This window comes from Paenibacillus hexagrammi, assembly GCF_021513275.1.
Taxonomy (GTDB): domain Bacteria; phylum Bacillota; class Bacilli; order Paenibacillales; family NBRC-103111; genus Paenibacillus_E; species Paenibacillus_E hexagrammi.
The window spans coordinates 5,053,575-5,076,570 of the sequence record NZ_CP090978.1 but is presented as its reverse complement, the minus strand read 5'-3'; the positions used below and the strand labels follow the sequence as shown (position 1 = coordinate 5,076,570).

Below are 22,996 nucleotides of genomic sequence, written 5' to 3'. Positions count from 1 at the left end.
GAGTCTAGGGGCCAATGCCAATTTGAGTTCGATCGTGCTGAAGCTGAATCCTGACAGCGCATGGGGGGCACGTACCCAGACGCTGGAGGTGCTCGGGCACACTCAAAATTCCACTTCATATACGACTTTGGTGGCCTCGGCAAGCTATACTTTCAATCCTGCCACTGGGAACACTGTAACCATTCCAATCAGCGCGATTGCCAGCGATGTGCAGCTGAAATTTACAGCCAATACCGGCTCAGGGGCCGGGCAAGTGGCCGAGCTTGAAATTATGGGTACACCTGCTCCGAATCCCGACCTCACGGTTACGGCGGCTTCGTGGACACCGGCTTCCCCAATTGAATCAAACGCAATCACACTGAACGCTACGGTGAAAAATGTAGGGAGTGCGGCATCGGCAGCTTCAACGGTGTCTTTCTATCTGGGCTCCAATTTGGTTGGCACAGCGCCTGTCGGTGCTTTAGCTGCTGGTGCGTCCACCGCAGTATCGGCAAATATCGGCACCAAGGATACGGGCACTTACACGGTGACAGCCAAAGTAGATGAATCCAATTCGGTGATTGAACAAAATGAGACGAACAATGCTTACACTAGCACTTCATCCATGACGGTCGCTCCGGTTTCCAGCTCGGATTTGGTAGGAACGGTCTCCTGGTCTCCCGGTAATCCGACAGCAAATAGTGCTGTGAGTTTCTCGGTAAACCTTAAGAACCAAGGGACGGCTTCATCGGCAAGCGCATCTCACGGTATTAGCGTTGCATTGAAGAATGCCAGCGGTACAACGATTCAGACGTTTAATGGGTCTTACAGCGGAGTATTAGCGGCAGGGGCCTCGACCAATGTGGCCTTACCAGGCACTTGGACGGCGGCAAGCGGCAGCTACACGGTGACGGTCACAGTAGCTCCAGATGCCAATGAAATCAGCGCGAAGCAGGCGAATAATACCAGCACAATCAGTCTCGTTGTCTACGCAGCTCAAGGCGCAAGTGTGCCTTATACACGCTATGATACGCAAGATGCCAGCATTGGAGGGACAGCATCCGTGAAATCTGCGCCGACCTTCGATCAATCGCTCATAGCATCGGAAGCATCCGGGCAAAGCTATGTGGCGCTCCCTGCGAACGGTTCCTATGCGGAGTGGACGGTACGAAGCGGTGAGGGCGGAGCCGGTGTCACGATGAGGTTTACAATGCCGGACTCAAGTGACGGGATGGGATTAAACGGTTCGCTCGATGTCTATGTGAACGGCTCGAAGGCGAAGACGGTCTCCCTGACCTCTTATTACAGCTGGCAGTACTTCTCCAGCGATATGCCTGCAGACGCACCAGGAGGAGGACGGCCGTTATTCCGTTTTGACGAGGTACACTTTAAGCTGGATACTCCACTCAAAGGCGGAGATAAGATCCGCATTGTAAAAAATAACGGAGACAGCCTGGAGTACGGTGTGGATTTCCTGGAAATCGAGCCGATTTCAGCTGCCGTTGCCCGTCCGGCCAATTCCGTTACCGTAACGGATTACGGAGCTGTCGCCAATGACGGACAGGATGATCTGGCCGCATTCAATGCTGCAGTAAGCGCAGCCGTATCCTCCGGCAAAACGTTGTATATACCGGAAGGAACGTTCAATCTGTCCAGCATGTGGCAGATCGGATCAGCCAGCAACATGATCAACAACATGACGATTACAGGTGCGGGCATGTGGCATACCAACATTCAGTTTACGAATCCGAATGCGGCGGGCGGCGGAATTTCGCTCCGCATCAGCGGCAAGCTGGATTTTAGCAATGTGTACATGAACTCGAATCTGCGCTCCCGTTACAATCAGAATGCGGTTTACAAAGGATTCATGGATAACTTCGGAACGAATTCCAAGGTTCATGAAGTCTGGGTGGAGCATTTTGAATGCGGATTCTGGGTAGCTGACTATGCGCATACGCCTGCGATTCATGCGGAGGGTCTGGTAATTGAGAACAGCCGTGTTCGAAACAACCTTGCGGATGGCATCAACTTCGCACAAGGGACCAGCAATTCGACGGTACGTAACACCAGCCTGCGCAATAACGGTGACGATGCTTTAGCTGTATGGACCAGCGACACCAATGGTGCTCCGGCAGGCGTCAACAACACGTTCTCCTATAACACCATCGAGAATAACTGGCGTGCAGCCGCCATTGCCTTCTTCGGAGGCAGCGGGCATAAAGCAACGAACAATTTAATTGTGGATACGGTCGGCGGTTCCGGATTCAGAATGAATACCGTTTTCCCCGGCTACCATTTCCAAAATAACACAGGCATCGTATTCTCCGATAATACGCTGATTAATACCGGAACCAGTCAGGATCTCTACAACGGCGAACGCGGAGCGATCGATCTTGAGGCATCCAACGATGCGATTAAGAACGTTACCGTCTCGAATGTTAACATCCTGAACACACAGCGCGATGCCATTCAGTTTGGCTACGGCGGCGGGTTCCAGAACATTAACTTTACCAACATCCATATCGACGGCACAGGACTTGATGGGGTAACAACATCGCGATTCTCGGGCCAGCATAAAGGTGCTGCCATTTACACCTACACGGGGAATGGATCGGCGACATTCACAGGTCTGACGACGAACCGAATCGCGTACCCAGATCTGTATTTCATCCAGCCCGGGTTCAATCTTACTATTAAATAGCGCAGCATGGTAAAAAAGCAGAGAGGTTCTACGGAACAACTTGGAGATTGTTGATAAAGGAGAATGGAGGGCTCAGTAGTTTTCGGAGAAGCGTAGCGCTCGCCTTTGACAGATTGTTATTACCTTTGAGAAAGGTTTAGGAGAATAAAAATAACAAGATGTCAACAGCGATCGGAGAAAAGCTACTGAAGATCGTAATGGACGCAGCTTTATCAACAGTCAGAGAGGTTCCTCGGAACCTCTCTTTTTTGCGTGTATTTCAGTTAGACGAAAGTTTACAATTATTATATAATATATGTATTGATACAAAAAAACGGGAGTGAACGATGTGCTCGATTTAAGTATAGAGAATCCGGATGAACTTGTTCTTGTTGCACACGCCTTGTCGACAGACCTAAGGGTCAAGATTATTAAGCTGCTGAACACCAAGAAGCTGAATATCAATGAAATTGCCGAGGCCCTAGACATACCGGTGTCGACAGCCGCATCCAACATTAAGGTTCTGGAAGGAGCGCGGTTGATCGAGACGGAGCTGCTTCCCGCAACGAGAGGCGCGATGAAGGTATGCACCCGCACCTATGACGATATTCGCATTATGCTCAATCCGCAGTTCAGCCATATGCAGCAGATCAATAATTGCTACGAGATTGAGATGCCGGTCGGATACTTTACGAACTGCCAGGTTTCACCTACGTGCGGAATGGCCAATACCGATCAGATGATTATTCAGGAGGATTCGCCGGGCAGCTTCTTTCATCCGGGACGCTTCAGCGCACAGATCATTTGGTTTCGCAAGGGATTTATCGAATACCGCTTTCCGCTGGAAATCCCCAAAGGAGCACGCATTCAATCCGTGCAATTTATACTCGAGCTATGCTCGGAAGCACCGAATTTTGACAACAATTGGCCCTCGGATATCACCTTCTGGATCAATGGAGTCGATATAGGGACCATGACCTCTCCAGGTGATTTTGGCGGACGAAGAGGCAAGCTGAACCCGCCCTGGTGGCCGGATACGGCTACACAGTTCGGTCTGCTGAAAACCATAACGGTTGACGGGGCCTTGACATCCATTGACAATGTTCAGGTATCGTCCGTGAACCTGCATCAATTGGCCATTTCGACCAATAGCTTTATTGACCTGAAGCTGGGTGTGAAGGATGACGCCACGCATAAGGGCGGGGTCAATCTGTTTGGAAACAAATTCGGGGATTACGAGCAGGGGATTGTAATGAAGATTTTTTATTCGATTTAAAAGGGTGACTTGAGGGGATCTATGCAGCCGACGGGGTTGCTTAGGTCTTCTTTTCATTTAGGGAAATAGGAGATTTCTCAAACGAAAAAGGCGACTGTTCTCAAGTGAAGGACATTTTTTTAGGCACATGACATATTTATAGCGATTGCCCCGAATCTAAAAATCCGTCACTATCATCTAAAATGCGAGCATTGTTGGGCGTGCCTTGCAAACCTATAATCAGATTTATCAAGGAAAACGCATTCAACCATTAGGAGGTCCAAACATGACTCAGACAAAAAAAGCAATTGGCGCACTCTCGCTCGTTCTTACTTCTTCACTTGTGTTAGGCGCATGTGCCAAAACAGATGAGCCCTCGGCTGCAGCGCCAAGCTCGACTACGGCTGCATCGACCGATGCCGGAGCAGCTTCCGGATCGGGAGCAAGCAGCTCCGCAGCGCCTGTTAAGATTTCGTATTGGACGCCCTTCAGCGGCGGCGACGGTGAGTTCATGACTTCGATGGTCAAGAAGTTTAACGAAGAGCAAAAAGAGATTCAAGTCGAGATGCTGAATACGAAATCCGATGATTACTACACCAAGCTGCAAACTGCTATTGTATCTGACCAAGCGCCGGACGTAGCCATTGTTCATGCATCCAGAATGCCGCAGTTCGCGCCGTCCCAATTTATCGTGCCTCTTGATGATATCGCAGCAAAAGCAAGCGTGAATTGGAGCGATTATAACGCTAATATTTTGAACTCTACTGTGTTTGACAATAAACACTATTCCTTGCCGCTCGACACTCACGCTCTCGTCATGTATTACAACAAGAAGTTTTTGGATCAGGCAGGTGTGCTGAAGGACGGCAAGCCGGTTTATGATAATAGCCCTGAAGGCTTCGTCAGTTTCCTGCAAAAGATTAAAGATAAGGTACCTGGCGACATTGCTCCACTGGCGCAGCCGAATGTACGCATTGATTCCTACTGGATGTGGTGGGGCTTCTACAATCAGCTGAAGGATGGCGGCAAATTCTACTCCGAAGACGGCAAGAAGGGTGCGCTGAACAACCCGGCCGCATTGAAATCGCTGACTTATGTCGATGACTTGTATAAGAAAGGGCTTATCCCGCCTAACATCAACGATGCCTTCAAAATGTTCCAAGATGGCAAAGCCGCTGTCCTGATCACAGGCGTGTGGGGAACGGGAGCTTTTGAATCAACGCAAGGTCTTGATTTTGGCGTAACGACGATGCCGCAAATATATGATCAACCGGCAACCTGGGGAGATTCCCATACACTGGCGCTTCCGAAGCATTCCAAGGAAGATGCTGCGAAGCAATTGGCTGCGGTTAAGTTTGCCAGCTGGAATACCAGCCATGGCGATACCTGGGCACAAGCAGGTCACGTACCGGCAGTTGTGAAAGCAACCCAATCCGATATGTTCAAAGGCCTCAAATACCGCAGTGATTATGCGAAAACAGCTGATTTCGTCAAATATTGGCCACGTGATGCCAAACAGGCGCCGATTAACGATGAAATCATTAAAGAATTCGAAAAAATGATGAATAACAAGCAAGATCCGGCTACTACCCTCAAGAATTCGGATGCGATCATTGAAAAGATGCTCAGCAAATAATCGCCATAGGTTATAGGAAGGAAATGAGCCCCTGCCCGTTCAGGGGCTTTTGCGCTCAAAAGCTCACGGGAGGAACAGAATGATGAGAATGGCCGCAGCCAGAAAAAATTGGGGCACGGGAATCCTGATGGTGCTTCCTTACTTTTTACTATTCGCCTGCTTTTCGTTATATCCGATTCTTAATGGCTTTCGCTTAAGCTTCTTTAGCTGGAGTCTGATGGGGGTCAGCAAGTTTATCGGACTCAGCAATTATTCGGAGCTTCTTGAGGATGAGGAGTTCCTTACGAATGTAGGGCATACGTTCTTTTTTGTTGTCGTCTCCGGTGCCGCTGCTGACGGTGTCGGGACTGCTGGTTTCGCTGCTCGTGAATAATGTGCGAAGAGGCAAAACCTTTTACCGCGCCTCGGTGTTTCTGCCGATGATGCTGTCGGTATCCGTTATGGCCAGTATTTGGGTGATTTTCCTGCAGCCGTATACGGGAATTTTAAGTGTTGTACTAAAGGACATTGGGATCAATCACGAAATCTTCTGGTTATCGGACGGCAAGCTGGCCTGGGTATCGTTATTTATTTCCACACTATGGTGGACGCTGGGCTTTAATCTAGTTCTCTACCTAGCCGCACTGCAGGACATTCCAGCCGTCTATTACGAAGCTGCGCAGATAGAGGGAGCAACCAGGTGGCAATCCCTTCGTTTTATCACGCTGCCTTCGTTATCAAGAATTACCGCATTAGTAGTTGTCCTGCAAACCATCTCATCGTTCAAAATATTTGGCCAGTCGCAGCTCATTACAGGCGGAGGACCGGCAGGGGCAACGAAGACGATTGTATTCTCCATCTACGAGCATGGCTTCCATTCCTTTGAGATGGGGTATGCTTCTGCGATCTCCATGGTGCTCATGCTGATCATCTTTATCGTATCGATTTTGCAGTACGTGTTTTTACAAAGGAATGTGTGAGGAGGTTACATAATCATGAAAAAGCTTGGACATATGGCGGGACACATCCTCATGGTGATCGTAGCCCTCTTGTTTTTAACACCGGTTGTTTGGATGATTCTGCTTTCGCTTAAGGCGGAAGGCAGTTCTTGGTTCCAGAGCTCAGGATTTCTCGGGTTAAATTTAACGTTGAGCAACTATTCTAAGGTGCTGAGCCAGGCGCCAATATTCGGCTGGATGGGTAATAGTTTGATTGTTGCGTGCTCATCGACACTGCTTATTCTTGTATTTGCATCCATGGCAGCTTTCACACTATCCCGAAATCCGTTTCCTGGCAGCAAGGTACTGTTTTTTCTCTTTTTGTCCGGCATGATGATCCCTTCGGAGGCGACGTTGATTCCTTTATATATTCAAATGAAGGACATGGGACTCATCGGATCGCTGGAGTCGCTGATTCTTCCGGCTGCAGCCGCTCCGCTCGGCATTTTCGTAATGAAGCAATTCTTCGACGGTTTGCCGAAGGAGATGGAGGAGGCGGCGAGAATAGACGGAGCAGGAGCATTCCGCATTTGGTGGAACATCTTTCTGCCTTTATCACGCCCGGCGATGTCCGCACTTGGCATCTTCTCGTTCATCGGAGCCTGGAATGACTATTTATGGCCGCTGGTATCGATCTCGAACAAAGCCTACATGACCATTACATTAGGCCTGCCATCTTTCCAAAGCGCTTATTTGCAGCAGTATTCTCTTCCGATGACAGCGAACGCATTAGCTACCATACCTGTACTGATTGTATTTATCCTATTCCAAAAGCACATCATCAAGGGGATTGCATTTACCGGAGGAAAAGAGGAATAGTGAAACCGCTATCGAAATGAAAGGTATCAGCCAGGAAAGGAAAGTTCACCATGAAACGAAGCCTTCTGCAAGCTTATAAAGATCAGCCGCTCCTTACCAAGCTGATCTTATTTCATTTTGTGCTTATCGCCCCGCTTTTGATCATGGGCTACATCATGTACAACAGCTTTGTGAGCTCTATGGAGCAAAAGGTAGGCAACGATCAGGAGGATTTGATCCAGCAGCTGGCCATCAACATCGATACCTACATGGAGGAGCTAAACCGCTTATCTCTTAGTCCTTACCAGGATGCAAGCGTCATGGAATATCTGAAGACTCCCCGCAATCCCGAGGACGTGCTATCCATCGACCAGCTCTGGCGGTTAAGGCAGTTCGTCAAACAGCTATCTCTGAACGGGAGAGTGGATATCCGTGGCGTAGCGCTCTACGGGATTCAGGGCGCAGCCTATATCGATCGACCGGATGTTCCTGATGGGCAGTACAACCCCGAGTGGAAGCAGGAGGCCTGGTATCAAAAGGTCTTAGAAGGTTCCGGAAGGGTATGGTTTATCGGGGACCATACATATGTGTCCAATCGGGGCGGGACCTATCAGGTATTTACACTAGCCAGGGAACTGCTCGATTTAGACAATGGGCAAACAGTCGGATACATTACGCTGGATGTGGATTCCTCGGTATTAAAGGGCATGCTCGAGCAGGTTTCCGTTGACTACGATAAAGATATGTACTTGCTCGAGAAGAGCGGAGATATCGCTTTTACGAGAACGGACAGAGAGCCTCCGCCGATTGTCAAAGGCCTTCAAGGAGCGGGAAACCTGCATCTTTCCAAGGAAGGGAAGATCGTAATTTATAACACCTCGAAGGTAACCGGATGGAGAATTGTTGAGGTTGTGCCGGTCGCTTTTTTATTAAAAGACATGAATGTCGTCCGGAATTTTATTTTGCTGGCAGCGGGCATTAGTTTATTGATCTCGTTATTGTTCTCCATATGGATCGCGGTTCGGATCACGAAACCGATCAGCCTGCTTAGAAATCTGATGAAACGAGTGGAGCACGGGGAACTGAACGTGTCCATTCCGATTACGAGCAGAGATGAGATTGGACAGCTTGGACATACGTTTAATATCATGGCTTCCCGTCTGAAGCAGCTGGGATACCGGTTATTTGAGATGGAAATCCGCGAAAAAAACTCACAGATTGCCGTTTTGCAAAGCCAAATCAATCCCCACTTCCTCTACAACACGCTGGGCGCAATCTCCATGTACGCAGACGTTCAGGGCAATACCGAGGTTGTGCAGATGACGAATAACTTGAGCAGATTGCTTCGATACAGCGTGGGCGGCAATGACAGCAATGAAGTGGAGCTGCGCCGAGAGGTCGAGCACGTATCGGGCTATATGAGCATTTTGCAGGTGCGTTCGGATAACAGGCTTCGCTTCGAGACGAAGATTCCCGAGGAGCTGGCCGGATGCAGCGTGCTGCGGTTCATGCTTCAGCCCATCGTCGAAAATGCCGTCATGCATGGCATTGAGAAGGCCGAGGGTGTAGGTGTGGTGGAGCTTTCGGCAGTACAAGAGGACGATATCCTTCATATCACGGTCACAGACACGGGTGTCGGCATGAGCAAATCGCGGCTGCACGAGCTGAGGGTAAGCCTGCAAAGAGAAACGGCACCAGAGGGACCTGGGGGCTACGGGCTCATCAACGTACACCGGCGTATCGTTCTGAGATATGGCAAGCAATACGGCTTATCCATCGATAGTCGGGCGGGGGAAGGAACGGTCGTTCATATTCATCTGCCGCTTCGGAAGGAGGAGGACGGACATGTATAAACTCATCATCGCGGACGACGAGTCCATCTTTCGTGTCGGGCTTGGCAAAATGGTGCGTGAAGTCAGCGACCAATGGGATATTGTCGGGGAGGCCCGCAACGGCTATGAAGCGCTTGAGCTGGTCAGCGAGCACAGCCCTGATTTGGTGATTACGGATATTCGCATGCCTCAGATGGACGGAATCGGGCTTCAATATGTGTTAAAAGAGAAATATCCCAATGTGATGGTTATCGTATTGAGCGGGTATGATGAATTTTCGTTTGCGAGGGACTCCCTGCGCTTGGGGGCAAGGGATTATTTAACCAAGCCTGTGACCAGAGAAGATCTGAGCAAGGCGCTGCTGCAAGCCGCAGAGGAAATCAGAATAGCGCAGCAAAGCAAGGAGACGGAATCGCGGGAAGATTTGCAGGTCAAGCAGCTCATGCGTCAGCATTTTCTAGAAGCGATGGTGGCTGGAAGGCTTCACGAGGAAGAGCATCCCATGCTTCAGAAGCTGGGCATCGCTTGCAAGGATGAGGACCTGATCTGTATGATCGTAAGCTTGGACAGAGAGTCCATTGAGGATGAGCGTTATTTTCAAAAGGACCCTGCCTTATTCCTGCTTTACATTAAGCAGTTTTTACAGGAAATGCTGGATCAATCCGGAGAGGGCTTAGCGTTTGTGGACGGGACCTCTCAAGTAACAGCGGTCGTTCATGCCTCAACCTTTGCCAAAACACCGGACTTCCTTCAGCAATTCGGAAGCTTGTTTCGAAAGCAAATCAAGGGCATGTCCCACTTAACTGTAACCGTTGGCATTGGCGGCATCGCGCGCTCGTTGGATGAAGTTCCGAGGTCCTACAAGGAAGCGGAGATGGCTTTGCTGTATCGCTTGGTACAGGGCGGGGACCGTGTCATCGAATATAACGAGGTTGCGGCTTCTTCCTCGGAAAAGGAGCTGCTCCCTCTGGAATGGAAAAGCATTGAAATGGGTTTATACGAGGGAAAAGAGCAGCACACCAGAGAGGAAGTGAACCGTTTTGTCACGGAGCTTTGCTCTCAGGCTAATTCGCCTGCTTTCATTATTCAGGAATGCTGTAAAATGCTGCTTCACTTTTATGAGCTGGCTGTAGGACTGCCTCACTTAGAAGAATGGGCAAAGGAGAACGATATCAAGCATATCCTAGCGGAGCTAAGCGAGATTACAGACCGGAAAGAGCTGGCGATCTTCTGCGCGGATTGGGTCGGTAATCTGGCAGCATCCATGGGCAGCCGCAAGAAACAGACTCATCATGATCCGGTTCAGATCGTGGTAGACTACATAACGGAGTGTTATGCAGAACCACTTAGCTTAGCAGCGGTAGCCGAGAAGGTTTTCTTGAATCCCTCTTACCTAAGCACGCTTTTTAAGCAAAAAAAGGGTAAGCCGTTTATCGATTATGTAACCGAGGTGCGTATCGATGCGGCGAAAAAGCTGCTGCTCACGACGGAAGACAAACTGCAAGCCATTTCGGAGAAGACCGGATTTGTGAATATGCGCCATTTTCACCGTGTGTTTAAGGATCATACCGGAGTGACGCCGAATCAATATCGTTCGATGATGCATAAGGAGTAGATTGGATCTTCAAAAACGGAAGAATAGTGAGGAACTGCGATGAAAGACACGTTTAAGCCTGTATATGGATTATCTGCTGTCGGCACTAGATTCTATCAGAATCCATTGCCTGTTACGCAGCAAGGTATGCCTTTGGACCCGGCGCATGCGGTATTTCCGGATCCTTATGTCATCAAATATAACGGGGAGTATTATTGCTTTGCTACCGGAATTGACGGTATCCCTGTTCTCCATTCTAAGGATCTGACCGAGTGGCGGCATCTCGGTTATGCCTATCGAAGCTCTCAGGAGAAGCAGTACTGGGGCCCCTGTGTGCTGATAGAGAACGGACGGTTCTATCTCTATTATTCGTCCATGAAGGCAGACAGCGAAGATGTACATGAGCAGCGTTTAAATGTCGCGGTAGCGGACCATCCTGCCGGTCCTTATACATACCGTAAAACCCTGTTCAATACCTTCAGTATCGACGCCCATGTGGTCAAAGACGCTAAGGGAGAGTTAGTCCTGTTTTACTCGACGAACGAGGTGATGGGAGCCGACCCGGATAGACCGGGCACGGTCATTTTGGCTGACCGCCTCCTTGATCCGATGACCGTTTCCGGGAATCCTCACTTGATTGTGAAACCGACGATGGATGAGGAGATCTATGAAGAGAACCGTTTTGGTGACGGGCGGGATTGGCATACGATCGAGGGTGCTTTTTATTTGACTGCCAAGAATCGCGGGTATGTGATGTATAGCGGTAATGCCTTTACGAAGCCTTTTTATTATATCGGTTATTCCGCAAGTGAAGAGCCTTTAGAGGCTGCGGGGTTTAGTCGGCAAAGATGGCAAAAGTATCCGAATGATGCGACCTATGCACCGCTTCTGAAGCAGAACGCTGAGGTCGAGGGTGTGGGGCATAACTCTGTTGTTATGGCTCCGAACAATGTGGATCCATGGGTTGTGTATCATGGGCGCGATGCGCGCAGGAGCCCTGAGCCCGGGCGGGAAGAAAGACAGCTGCGCATGGACCCACTTCTATGGAATGGGGAGCGGATGTGGGTGCCCGGTCCAACGTGGACGGAGCAGAATGCGCCGGCATTGCCGTCCTTGATAGACCGCTTTGATCAAGAGGATGGAAGCGTGTTGTCTTCATTGTGGGAGGCTCTATCCGGTAGTTGGCACATTCATGAGGGGCAAGCCTTGCAGAGTAGTAGTAGCGGGTTCAGGTTGGCACTTACGAAGGAAAGCTACGACAGCTATGTCTACGAAGTCAACGCGAAATGGGTTCCCGGCCATATGGGCGGGCAGTACGGGGCTTTGATCGGCTATAAGGATGCGTGGAACTACGTCCGTGTTCTGTTAGATGCCGGACAGCGTAAACTGGCTGTAGAGACGGTAGTCAATGGCGTATGTCTGGAAGCGGCAGAGGTTTCCTTGAAGACAGACTTTGCGTATGAACGCTATCATAGGCTCGTTGTCACCAAATTAGGGCGAAGGGTGAACGTAGCTCTGGATGATGTCGTGAAGCTGGAGCTGGACGTTTGCTCAGGCTTTGGACGCGTGGGCATGTTCACGCATGTTGCTTCTGCGTTCTTTGATGGAGCAGCGTTGACGGAGCATATGGAATTGACTCCGGAGAATCAGCAGTCATTCCTTCGTTATTTGAATTTGCAGTGCGGCGAGGGAGAGCGGGATGGCTGGGCGGAGGAGGAAGGCGCGCACTGGCGCATGCAGCATGGCGAGCTCAGCTGCATGGCCAGGGACGGCAAGCGGCGCAGCGTAACGCTTGCTGCGTCTCTGCTCGGCGGCTCGTTCACCTTCGCCGCCGATGTCGAGCTGCCCGGCGCCGCCAAGCCGGGCGCCATAGGGCTTTCGCTGATCGCTGCGGATCAGCGGGAAAGTGCGCGCGTCTCAGCGGACGCGCGGGAGCTACGAGGGACGAGTCACACGTTCCTCGTCCGCAAGGCAGGGTCCAACCTGCAAGTCTGGTTGGACCAGCTGCTGCTGTACGCCGGCGCTGCGGAGCCGGCGGCGGGCGTGGCCCTATGGAGTAACGTGCCTGTCCGTTACTCCCATATCAGGCTGACGCGCAGCTAGGCGGGGATGCGAGGGTTATCGTTTATGAAGGGGAGATCAGCGATTCTTAACTGGTCTCTTTTTTCATTCACGGGGAGAACGAAGAAGCGGACGCTCGTCTTGTCCTCCGCTTGGCTTGGTTGATCGTCTGACTGTCAAATGAGTGTCTCCAACTATTCCTGCGATGTCCTTTTTCCACACACTTATGTCTTGATCTTGCACTAAAATTATTGGGGTTTGTGTGCTACAGTTAAAGCAAGATGTCATGATTTCATAGTGAAGGAGAGAGGCTTTCATGATTCGTATCGGTAAGATCAGCTACTGGCACGTGCATGCTTGGGACTATACGAGAGAGGCTCAAGAGCACCCCGATGTGGATATTGTCGCCGTATGGGACGAGGACGAGAAGCGGGGCCGGGAAGCAGCAGGAAAACTTGGCGTGGATTTCCATACTTCATTAGACGAACTGCTCGGCAGAAGCGATGTTGATGCGGTCATTGTAGATGCACCTACGTCTATGCATAGGGATATCATGGTAGCTGCGGCGAGAGCAGGCAAGCACATTTTCACGGAGAAGGTGCTGGCTCCTACGCAGCAAGAAGCGAACGAAATTGTAAGAGAAGCTGCTCAGAGCGGTGTCAAGCTAACGGTATCGCTGCCCCGATTAAATGACGGCTATACGCTAGCTATAAGGCAATTGCTCTCGGAGGGTGCGCTTGGCAGAGTCACACAGGTGCGGGTAAGGTTGTCTCATAACGGGGCTACCGCAGGCTGGCTGCCGGAGCATTTTTACAATCCGGAAGAATGTATAAGCGGAGCGCTGATTGATCTGGGGTGCCATCCGATGTATCTGACACATTTGTTTCTTGATGAAGCAACTTCTGGCGTCTCAGCTCAGTATGGATACATCACCGGAAAAGCTGTAGAAGATAACGCGGCAGCCCTGCTCTTTACAGATTCAGGTGCGCTGGGCATTGTGGAAGCCGGTTTTGTTACCTCAAGTTCACCGTTCACGATTGAGATTCATGGAACCGAAGGATCCTTGTTGTACGGAACACCGGAGGAAAAGCTGCTGCTGCGATGTTCGAACGGAGGGTTTGATTCTTGGGAGGAAGTGCCGTTAACTCCGAGGAAAGAGAGCGCATTCAATCAGTGGATCGGGCATATTCGGAATAACACGGAAGCGGAAGAAAACATTCGTTTGGCGCTGGCCTTGAGCTCCTTGATGGAAGCTTCGAATCAATCCGTTCGGGAGCGGCGGACGGTTCGTATAGATGAACTTCGCCAGTAAGCGAGGAAAGGGAGCTGTTCGATGATCCGATCCCCCTATCAGACCATGTGGGAGCGGCAGGATGCGTTGGAGAGACTTGATATGCGGATTCAATGGGGCGACTATGAGATCCGTGTTCTTCGGTTTCATTTGACGTCCTTCGCTCCTGGCAAAGTGATTGGCATGCATAAGCATAATGAATTTGAATTTCATTTTATCCCCAGTGGAAAGGGAATTGTGCAGTCGGCCAGCGGCCAGGTATACCTCTTGAGGGATGGGATGTTTTATGTAACAGGCCCTGGGGTGATGCACTATCAGGAGGCGGATGCGCAGGAATCCATGGAAGAGCTCTGCCTTCATATCGATATTGTGGAGCGAAGCGGGAGCGGCGGGATTGATTGTTACGAGCAAGCGGAATCGCGCGCATGCATACAAAGGCTTGAAGGCATGCCGCTTCTGCCAACGGTCGATCTTCATGGAGCTATGCCCTATTTTCTGGAAGCTTATCAAGCATGTACGGACAATTGGATGGGAGCTTACACGACGATTAAGCAGTGCATTATTCAGATTTTGCTTAGAGCTGTTCGGGCCTATGACAGCGGGGGCCTCCCTACATCGCTGCCTGCGAGGGATATGAATACTTACCGTTACCGGTTTGCTATGCAGTATATCCGCGCCAACTATACAGGTTCCGTTACCTTGGAGGATTTAGCTGACAAAATGCATATCAGCTCCCGCCAGCTACAGAGGATATTTAAGAACCGGCATCCGGAGCGATCTTTTAGCGTCATCTTGGAGGAAGTTCGATTGGAAGCTGTGTGCCGCAAATTGGTGGAGAGTGATCAGCCGATCGAGATGATTGCTCTTCAAGAAGGTTTTTCTTCGGGAAACTATTTACACGCCGTATTTCGCAAACGATTCGGCCTGACGCCGAGCCAGTATCGGGAGAAGCATCAAGCTTTGATGCATTTGCAGAGAAACGAGGAGGGGATTTCATGACTGCTGTCTATCGAATTGGGGTAATCGGCTGTGGAGGGATTGCTAACGGCAAGCATATGCCGAGCTTAAAGAAGTTGAAACAGGTTCAAATGGTGGCATTTTGTGATATTGAAGAGGAGCGAGCTCATAAGGCGGCTGCGGAGTACGGTACGGAAGGATCCCAGGTGTACACAGACTATCGGGAATTACTGCAGGACGGGACGATCGATATTGTTCATGTATGTACACCTAATGACTCTCATGCCGAAATCGCCATCGCAGCGCTTGAAGCAGGTAAGCATGTCATGTGTGAGAAGCCTATGGCGAAGACTGCGGCTGATGCCAAAGCCATGATGGAAGCGGCAAGACGCACGGGGAAAAAGCTCACAATTGGCTACAATAACCGTTTTCGGCCGGATAGTCAACATCTGAAGAAGCTGTGTGAGGAAGGTGAGCTCGGGCATATTTATTATGCGAAGGCACATGCCATCCGCAGGCGTGCAGTTCCGACATGGGGGGTATTCCTGGATGAAGACAAACAAGGCGGGGGACCGCTCATTGATATTGGCACTCACGCCTTAGACCTGACTCTGTGGATGATGAATAACTACAAGCCCAAAGTCGTTCTCGGCACTTCCTATCATAAGCTGTCTCAACGTGAGGGAGCGGCTAACGCTTGGGGACCCTGGGACCCCGCAAAGTTTACCGTTGAAGATTCCGCATTCGGCATGGTCGTCATGGAGGATGGAGCTACGATTACGCTTGAATCCAGCTGGGCGCTGAATTCTTTGGACGTCGATGAAGCCAAGTGCACGCTGTGTGGTACAGAAGGCGGGGCAGATATGAAGGGCGGGCTACGCATCAATGGCGAAAAGCACAGCCGTTTGTATACGACGGAAGTCGACCTTCATGCGGGCGGAGTCGCTTTTTATGATGGGGCAACCGAGGATGCGCCTGATGTCGAAATGAGAATGTGGATCAAAGCTATCGAGGAAGATGCGGAGCCCGTAGTCACTCCGGAGCAGGCATATGTTGTATCTCAGATCCTGGAGGCGATCTATGAATCGGCCCGCACGGGGCAAGCGGTGTATGTAGGATAGTGTATGGTGAATAAGGCTTGACTTGTCCATGGGATGAGTTAAGTCTTTTTTATGTGATAAGAATATTCTTGATTCATGTAAGGATCACTTCTAAGTGCTAGGATTCGCCTCAAAGTTAAGGCGCCACTCTAGTGAGATTCGCTTATTGAATACGATAGATGTATAGGTATAAAGGACTAATTTGCATAATGAAATGTGTCGAAAAATAGAGGTGTGAGTCGAATTGATGACGAAGATATGCTTGTACAAAGGGAACACAGTCAACATGTAGCAGTCATTTGATTAAAGGGGGATTATGATTGAAATCACCGGTCAGTAAAGGGTTTAGGATCTCATTAGCGGTAGCATTGAGCATCTTGATGGCAGTTGTCTACAGTTCAGTAGCTTTTGCAGAATCATGGAATTTCGTGGATGGTAATGGTACAAACGGCATTAACGTAGATCCTACGAAGAATGCAGGAAATCCCAAGATGGTCGATTTTAACGGTACTATGTTTGCCGCTTGGTCGGAATCGATCGGCTCAACAAGTCAAATTCGCGTCAAACAGTATGACCACGGGTCTTGGGGAACTGGGGATAACGATACACCTCTTAACAAAGACACAACCAAGGATGCGCTTAACGTATCGCTTGTTGTGTTCAATAATGAATTGTACGCAACTTGGCAAGAGCTGGGGCCAACATCTTACTGGCAGCTTCGAGTAGCCAAATATAACGGAACTTCGTGGAGCCGCGTTGACGGCGATGGGACAAGCGGCATTAACACGAGCAGCAACACAAATGCCAGAAATCCGAAGCTCATCGAATATAACAGCTCGTTATATGTATTTTGGGATGAAACAGGCGGTAATGGTATTAACCAGATTCGGGTAAAAAAATATGCCGGAGGGTCTACCTGGAATTCAGCGGACGGAGGCTCGTCGCTTAACCAGAATTCCTCACATGCGGGGCAGGCTCCATCTGCAGTCGTATATAACGGCAAGCTTTACTTGACCTGGCAGGAGAACGACAATAGTTCCATTAGTCAGCTGCGAATCAAGTCCTATGATGGGACGACATGGAGTTTCGTAGATGGCGGTGGAGCAAGCGGCTTGAATTATAATACGGCCATGCGGGCTAATGCTCCGGCACTGGCAGTCTATAATGGGGAACTTTATGTAGCGTGGTGTGAACAATCGACCAAGACGCAGCTTCGCGTTAAAAAATATGACGGAACGAATTGGGTGCTGGTTGACGGCGGTCAGAGCACAGGATTGAATCAGAACACCAATTATGACGCTTATCAGGCCAGATTGGCTGTATTCGATGGCAATTTGTACGCAACATGGCACGAAGGAAGCCCGAACTATCATGTCAGGGTAAAAAAATACGATGGTATATCATGGGGATCTGCTGACGGGAACAGTACGAAAGGTCTAAATAACAATACTTCTTACAGTGCCACTTATGGTTATCTAGTAGAGTTTGACAGTGCTTTATATGACATTTTTTTGGAGAATAACGGCGCGAATCAAGTTAGGGTTGTTCAGATGGGGCCGTCTAATGCAGCTCCGACAGCAGCGAACGTGATTTTCACGGGAACGCTGAAGGAAGGCAATACGCTAACGGGGGCATTCGCGTATGGCGACCTCGAGAATGATCCAATGGGCACAACGATCTACAAATGGTACATAGCCGACGACGCAGCAGGAACCAATAAAACGGTGATATCAGGAGCTACAACGAGCTCACTGTCCCTAACGCATGCACAGGCCGGTAAATACATCATTTTCGAAGTAACACCTGTGGCTACTGCGGGTACTCAGACGGGTACTCCGACGACATACACAAGCGCGAGCGCGGTACTCGCGAACGAAGCACCGACAGCGTCTAGTGTGAGCTTTACAGGAACGCTGAAGGAAGGCAACACGCTAACGGGGGCATTCGCGTATGGTGACCTCGAGAATGATCCAATGGGCACAACAATATACAAATGGTACATAGCTGATGACGCAGCAGGAACCAATAAAACGGTGATATCAGGAGCTACAACAAGCTCACTATCCCTAACACATGCAGAGGCCGGTAAATACATCATTTTCGAAGTAACACCTGTGGCTACTGCGGGTACTCAGACGGGTACGCCGGTCTCATATACGAGTTTGACAGAAGTTGGGGCGAACGCAGCTCCAATCATATCTGATTTGATGATCACCGGTGATACGATGCTGAATAAAAACAAAACACTGACGGCCACCTATACGTATTCCGATATGGAAAATGATCTTCAGAGCGGGTCTACATACCGTTGGTATACGGCCGATGACATGAACGGACCTAAGCAATTGATTACAGGTGAAGTAGGAACCACACTCCAGTTGAGTGCTTCTATGTATAACAAGTACATCATCTTTGAAGTAACGCCGGGCGCAAGCACGGGGACAACTCCCGGAGATCCAGTGCAAACGCACGTGGGACCTATCGGGGTGCTTAAAGGTGACGCCAATGGGGACGGACAAGTCACACCAGCCGACTCCCTGTTCGTCAACAAAATCATACAAGGTAAGGTACCCTTGACCGATGAACTGAAATTTATACTGGACGTCAATAACGATGGCAAAGTCGATGCTGTGGATGCTAAATTAATTCTCGACATCTACTTAGGAAAAGGGGTGTGACATTTTTGAACAGTCTTAATACCTTCATGTATAAGCATTCTCTACGCCGAATGGTTTCTATGCTCCTGTTATTTTGTATGACACTTGTATTCATACCAGTCGCAAATGCCAATGTAGCAATGCCGCTAACAGCACAGGTCATTGGCGCGATTGGACATACTGGAGAAACGGTATCCGTTGCCGTCTATATGCAGCCAGGTATGATTTCAAATGTGGATGATGCTTTTTGGAAATATTCATTGAAATTGAATTACGATGCCAACGTACTTACGGATGCAGTTGTTAAGGATACGGCTCAATCCGCCAACTTTGACTCATCCAAGTCCGTTACGGGCAGTGTTTATGTGGAAGCCAGTTCATTCGGCAACCTGACATTTATAGACGAGCCTACTCGAGTATTTACAGTAGATTTTAAAATTAAAGATGATGCTCTACTCGGAGAAACGAACATTCAACTTGATTCCGGCACTTATACCTTGGAAACAACAGACATAGCTATTTCAACCCTGATTCCCGGGAAAGTAACGGTAGTTAACGACGCTCCTACTGCAGACCAAGTTACAATTAACGGCACTCCGGTTGTGGGGACTGCCTTGACCGGTGATTATGTTTACAAGGATACGGAAAACAACGCCGAAGCCGTTCCCGCCTTTAAGTGGTATCAAGCGAGCAGCTCATCTGGTACGGATAAGACAGTCATTGATGGCGCCACAGCCAAGACCTTTACTTTGACTTCAGCTCAACTCGACAAGTACATCTTCTTTGAGGTGACACCGGCTGCACAGGCAGGTATACCTGCAGGATTGCCTACACTGAGTGAACCAATTGGTCCAGTCACACGAGTGGCGCAAACAGCGGTAGTGAAGATTGGTTCACTGTCAGCCTACAGAGGCTCGACGATTACGGTTCCCGTTTCCGTGAAGTCCGTTTCTACAGGAGTATCCGCATACGGGATGCGCATTCATTTTGACAGTACGGCACTGAAGCTGGAACAGATCATACCTCCTTCCGAAACGGTTTTCTCAAGCACATACAGTAATGATGAAGGATGGGTGCGTACCGCATGGTCAGATGCAACCGGCGGAGATCAGCCTATTACGGTTGGCAAAGATTTGTTTAAGCTCGTGTTTAAGGTTTCGGATTCGGCTGAATATGGCGCCAGAGACCTTACTGTAGAAAATACAAGTGATAAACAGCAATTCACCATCGTGGATACAGATGCTGAAGAAATGACGAGTACACTGGAGCCAGGGATTATCAACATCACAAAAAGAACGTCTAGCTCTGCAGGGGGAACTGGTGGCAAAGAAATCATTAAGTTGGACGTTGCTGCCGGTGGTTCCAAAGCAAGCGGTGTTGTATCCAGCGCGGTTATCGAAAGAACAGCTAAATCGGATGGAACGAAAAGCGATAAAGTGACCTTCGCGACGGATCAAGCCCAGAAGGCGGTTGACAGTATTAAACAAGCTGGAGCCTCTTCCGCTAACATTTTAATACCGGATGCCAAAGACGAGGTGTCCGAAGTAGAAGTAACAGTTCCTAAGGAATCCGGAAAGCTGATTGCGGATGCCAAGATCGACATCGGACTCATGACGGATAACGTGCATGTGAACATTCCGAATGACTCGCTGCAAGGATTCACGGATGACCTGTATTTCCACTTCGTACCGATTAAGAATGATGTCGAAAAGCAGGACGTCAAAGATCGGGCTAATAAGGAAGCGCTGATCAAGAATGCAACAGGTGCCAAAGGAGTAACGGTCGTCGGTCGTCCGATGACGATCGAGACGAACCTTCAGAACCGTCAGGTGACGCTCGTTATGCCTTTGAAGGATGTAAATCTTAGCGAGGATGAGCTCGCCAAACTGGGCATTTATGTAGAGCATAGCGACGGAACGAAGGAACTGCTCTCCGGGAAGCTTGTGAATTATGACGGTGAAGACGGCGGTAAGGGCTTTCAGTTCTCTGTGCATAAATTCAGTACATTTTCTCTTGTGCATCTAGAAGGTAAGCCGGAAGCACATACGGCCTATGTGAATGGCTACGAAGACGGCACGTTCCGTCCGGACCATTCCATTACACGTGCGGAAATGGCGGCTATTTTATCACGTGTGGCTGGGAAATCCGCTGAAGGGGAAGACATGACGTATTCCGATGTATCTTCGGATCATTGGGCTAGCGCAGCAATCTCCCAGGCAGCGAAGATGAAGCTGATGAGCGGCTACCCGGACGGAAGCTTCAAGCCTGACCAGCCGATTACCCGCGCAGAAATGGCGGCACTAAGCTCTCTGTTGATTACAGGGAATCCGGCGCAAGGTACAGGATTTGACGATATATCCAGCCATTGGGCCGAGCAGGCGATCCTTGCTGTTCAAGGAGCGGGCATCATCCAGGGCTATGAAGATGGCAGCTACAGACCGGATCAATATGTCACCAGAGCGGAGACAGTGGTCATCATGAACAAACTGCTTGTTCGTGGACCGTCTGACGGTGAGCAGGGTTCAGTTTGGAAAGACGTCGAGAGCACGAACTGGGCGCTAAAGGACATTCAGGAAGCGTCTGTGGAACATTACTATGTGAAGAATCAAGACGGAAATGAAACTTGGATTCAACTACCATAAATCAAGTCTGTTTCTAAAACAAGGCTGGACAGTTGATATGACTGTTCAGCCTTTTCTTCAGTTGACCCCGCAAATTATCTGAAGCCTCTTCGAAGTCAAAGTTCCATTTCATGGGATTATTTGGTGATTTCGAATATAATGAGGAATAGGTTGAGAATGTAGGGGGCGATAGCTTTGAGACGTAATATCTTGCTGTCATTCGCAGCTCACGTACTGGCACTGATCGTGACATTAATTGTCTTTGCAATGGGAAGTCACGCCGTATTCCTTGGTCTCGCCATCGTGGCAGCGCTTCTGACATATGCAGCATGCGGGTATGCGTGCCTAAGACCACTAAACAATGCGATTACGAGCTTGCTATCTGTGTCGTTCGTTAGCTTAATTGGTTTAATGATCGGCCTATATGGTCTGATCTTTCCTAGTCCAATGGGCTTCAATTGGATGATTTTTTTAGGCTATCATTTATATGTATTCGGTTTATTCCAGGCCCTTCAGTTCGATCCTGGTCCGCCTTACACGATTTGGTTCTTTATCACTCCATCTTTGTTTCTGTGGTTGGGTTTGCAGCTTCGATTACGTAGAAAGGGGAGGAGTAACTAGGGCAGTGGGTCCTCAGCCTGTCCCTGCGATTGCGGCAGATTTTAGATATGAACCTTCTTTATCGGCTTCCCGATAAATGAAATGGCGTAAAATTCCCAGGAGGTGTTGGTCATAGAAGCTTTTATTTTTGATATGGACGGTGTCATTATCGATAGTGAGCCGCTGCATTTTGAAGTAGATATGAAGACGATGGCACAGCTAGGCTCGCCTATCTCCAAGGAGAGCTTGGAAGCCTACGTGGGTATGACGAATCCGGAGATGTGGACGCTTATCAAAAAAGAGTATAACCTGTCTCAGACGGTATTCGAGATTATAGATTTACAGTTGGGTGCGAAGCTGGCGTATTTGAGAGAAACGGAAGTTACACCCATTCCGGGTATTCGTGAGCTGCTGAAGGAGTTACATGAACGACACATTCCTATAGGTCTTGCCTCTTCGTCACCACGAGTGTTTATAGAAGCTGTACTTAAGAAGCTGGAGGTATCGTCCTATTTTACCTGTATCGTCAGTGCGGAAGAAGTGGCGAAGGGGAAGCCAGCGCCTGATGTGTACTTGGAGGCTGCGCATCAAATGAACGTATCCCCTGCGGCATGCTGGGTACTGGAGGATTCGCGCAACGGGCTTAAAGCCGCTAGGGCAGCGGGGATGAAGTGCATCGGGTTTATCAACCCGAACTCAGGCAATCAAGATTTATCCGCTGCGGATATCATCGTTTCAACCATAACGGAAATTTCCGTAGCAGGACTTACATAACCTTCATAATCGCGATTCAAGAGAACCGACAGACTGGGTGCAGTCTGCTCCGGTTCTTTTTTTGAAATATAAGAATTTATAAGTTTCACTCAATAATTCGGCGTATATTTTTTATAAACGTACTCGTCATTAAAGGACGGAGTAAGCCGTTTATCTCACATCATGTGGGGCTCCCCGCCAATTA

The 22,996-nt window shown here is 49.4% G+C and carries 16 protein-coding genes; all 16 read left to right on the top strand.

The genetic code is table 11. From position 1 onward, the window contains the following. Positions 1–22 precede the first annotated feature (22 nt). The 16 genes from L0M14_RS23045 (at position 23) to L0M14_RS22970 (ending at position 22,812) form a co-directional block, all read left to right on the top strand. Positions 23–2,680, top strand: coding sequence for a CARDB domain-containing protein (locus L0M14_RS23045; protein ID WP_235118873.1), 2,658 nt, complete (start codon positions 23–25; stop codon positions 2,678–2,680). Between the two features lie 328 nt (positions 2,681–3,008). Then, a complete protein-coding gene (locus L0M14_RS23040) occupies positions 3,009–3,935 on the top strand; it encodes an ArsR/SmtB family transcription factor (RefSeq protein ID WP_235118872.1) in 927 nt (308 codons plus the stop codon). A gap of 265 nt (positions 3,936–4,200) precedes the next feature. After that, positions 4,201–5,550 (top strand): ABC transporter substrate-binding protein, encoded by a 1,350-nt coding sequence (locus L0M14_RS23035; RefSeq protein WP_235118871.1) that lies wholly within the window; start codon positions 4,201–4,203, stop codon positions 5,548–5,550. Positions 5,551–5,629: 79 nt separating this feature from the next. Then, positions 5,630–5,923 (top strand): hypothetical protein, encoded by a 294-nt coding sequence (locus tag L0M14_RS23030; protein ID WP_235118870.1) that lies wholly within the window; start codon positions 5,630–5,632, stop codon positions 5,921–5,923. After that, positions 5,859–6,509, top strand: a complete 651-nt coding sequence (locus tag L0M14_RS23025) for a carbohydrate ABC transporter permease (RefSeq protein ID WP_235118869.1) — start codon at positions 5,859–5,861, stop codon at positions 6,507–6,509. The genes L0M14_RS23030 and L0M14_RS23025 overlap by 65 nt, the downstream gene beginning before the upstream one ends. 15 nt (positions 6,510–6,524) lie before the next feature. Beyond that, on the top strand, positions 6,525–7,346 hold the full coding sequence (locus L0M14_RS23020) for a carbohydrate ABC transporter permease (protein WP_235118868.1): 822 nt from the start codon (positions 6,525–6,527) through the stop codon (positions 7,344–7,346). Between the two features lie 50 nt (positions 7,347–7,396). Continuing rightward, the gene (locus tag L0M14_RS23015; protein ID WP_235118867.1) at positions 7,397–9,178 is read left to right on the top strand and encodes a sensor histidine kinase; all 1,782 of its coding nucleotides are present in this window, start codon (positions 7,397–7,399) and stop codon (positions 9,176–9,178) included. Further along, a complete protein-coding gene (locus tag L0M14_RS23010) occupies positions 9,171–10,772 on the top strand; it encodes a response regulator (protein WP_235118866.1) in 1,602 nt (533 codons plus the stop codon). Before L0M14_RS23015 ends, L0M14_RS23010 begins: the two co-directional genes overlap by 8 nt. A gap of 39 nt (positions 10,773–10,811) precedes the next feature. Beyond that, on the top strand, positions 10,812–12,854 hold the full coding sequence (locus tag L0M14_RS23005) for a glycoside hydrolase family 43 protein (RefSeq protein ID WP_235118865.1): 2,043 nt from the start codon (positions 10,812–10,814) through the stop codon (positions 12,852–12,854). 274 nt (positions 12,855–13,128) lie between these two features. Beyond that, the gene (locus L0M14_RS23000; protein ID WP_235118864.1) at positions 13,129–14,124 is read left to right on the top strand and encodes a Gfo/Idh/MocA family protein; all 996 of its coding nucleotides are present in this window, start codon (positions 13,129–13,131) and stop codon (positions 14,122–14,124) included. A gap of 21 nt (positions 14,125–14,145) precedes the next feature. Next, complete coding sequence (locus L0M14_RS22995) at positions 14,146–15,102, top strand: helix-turn-helix domain-containing protein (protein WP_235118863.1); 957 nt, start codon at positions 14,146–14,148, stop codon at positions 15,100–15,102. Further along, positions 15,099–16,181, top strand: a complete 1,083-nt coding sequence (locus tag L0M14_RS22990; RefSeq protein ID WP_235118862.1) for a Gfo/Idh/MocA family protein — start codon at positions 15,099–15,101, stop codon at positions 16,179–16,181. Before L0M14_RS22995 ends, L0M14_RS22990 begins: the two co-directional genes overlap by 4 nt. A 299-nt stretch (positions 16,182–16,480) precedes the next feature. Continuing rightward, positions 16,481–18,838: a dockerin type I domain-containing protein gene (locus L0M14_RS22985; protein ID WP_235118861.1), complete on the top strand. Its 2,358-nt coding sequence runs from the start codon at positions 16,481–16,483 to the stop codon at positions 18,836–18,838. Positions 18,839–18,843: 5 nt separating this feature from the next. Continuing rightward, complete coding sequence (locus L0M14_RS22980) at positions 18,844–21,459, top strand: S-layer homology domain-containing protein (RefSeq protein WP_235118860.1); 2,616 nt, start codon at positions 18,844–18,846, stop codon at positions 21,457–21,459. Between the two features lie 174 nt (positions 21,460–21,633). Next, positions 21,634–22,059 (top strand): hypothetical protein, encoded by a 426-nt coding sequence (locus L0M14_RS22975; RefSeq protein ID WP_235118859.1) that lies wholly within the window; start codon positions 21,634–21,636, stop codon positions 22,057–22,059. A 105-nt stretch (positions 22,060–22,164) separates the two neighbouring features. After that, positions 22,165–22,812, top strand: a complete 648-nt coding sequence (locus L0M14_RS22970; RefSeq protein ID WP_311198766.1) for an HAD family hydrolase — start codon at positions 22,165–22,167, stop codon at positions 22,810–22,812. Positions 22,813–22,996 lie beyond the last annotated feature (184 nt).

Bases quoted from the DNA above. Each gene is read 5' to 3' on its own strand.
- L0M14_RS23035 (WP_235118871.1), top strand. From the start codon at position 4,201: ATGACTCAGACAAAAAAAGCAATTGGCGCACTCTCGCTCGTTCTTACT.
- L0M14_RS23030 (WP_235118870.1), top strand. From the start codon at position 5,630: ATGATGAGAATGGCCGCAGCCAGAAAAAATTGGGGCACGGGAATCCTG.
- L0M14_RS23020 (WP_235118868.1), top strand. From the start codon at position 6,525: ATGAAAAAGCTTGGACATATGGCGGGACACATCCTCATGGTGATCGTA.
- L0M14_RS23015 (WP_235118867.1), top strand. From the start codon at position 7,397: ATGAAACGAAGCCTTCTGCAAGCTTATAAAGATCAGCCGCTCCTTACC.
- L0M14_RS23010 (WP_235118866.1), top strand. From the start codon at position 9,171: ATGTATAAACTCATCATCGCGGACGACGAGTCCATCTTTCGTGTCGGG.
- L0M14_RS23005 (WP_235118865.1), top strand. From the start codon at position 10,812: ATGAAAGACACGTTTAAGCCTGTATATGGATTATCTGCTGTCGGCACT.
- L0M14_RS23000 (WP_235118864.1), top strand. From the start codon at position 13,129: ATGATTCGTATCGGTAAGATCAGCTACTGGCACGTGCATGCTTGGGAC.
- L0M14_RS22995 (WP_235118863.1), top strand. From the start codon at position 14,146: ATGATCCGATCCCCCTATCAGACCATGTGGGAGCGGCAGGATGCGTTG.
- L0M14_RS22990 (WP_235118862.1), top strand. From the start codon at position 15,099: ATGACTGCTGTCTATCGAATTGGGGTAATCGGCTGTGGAGGGATTGCT.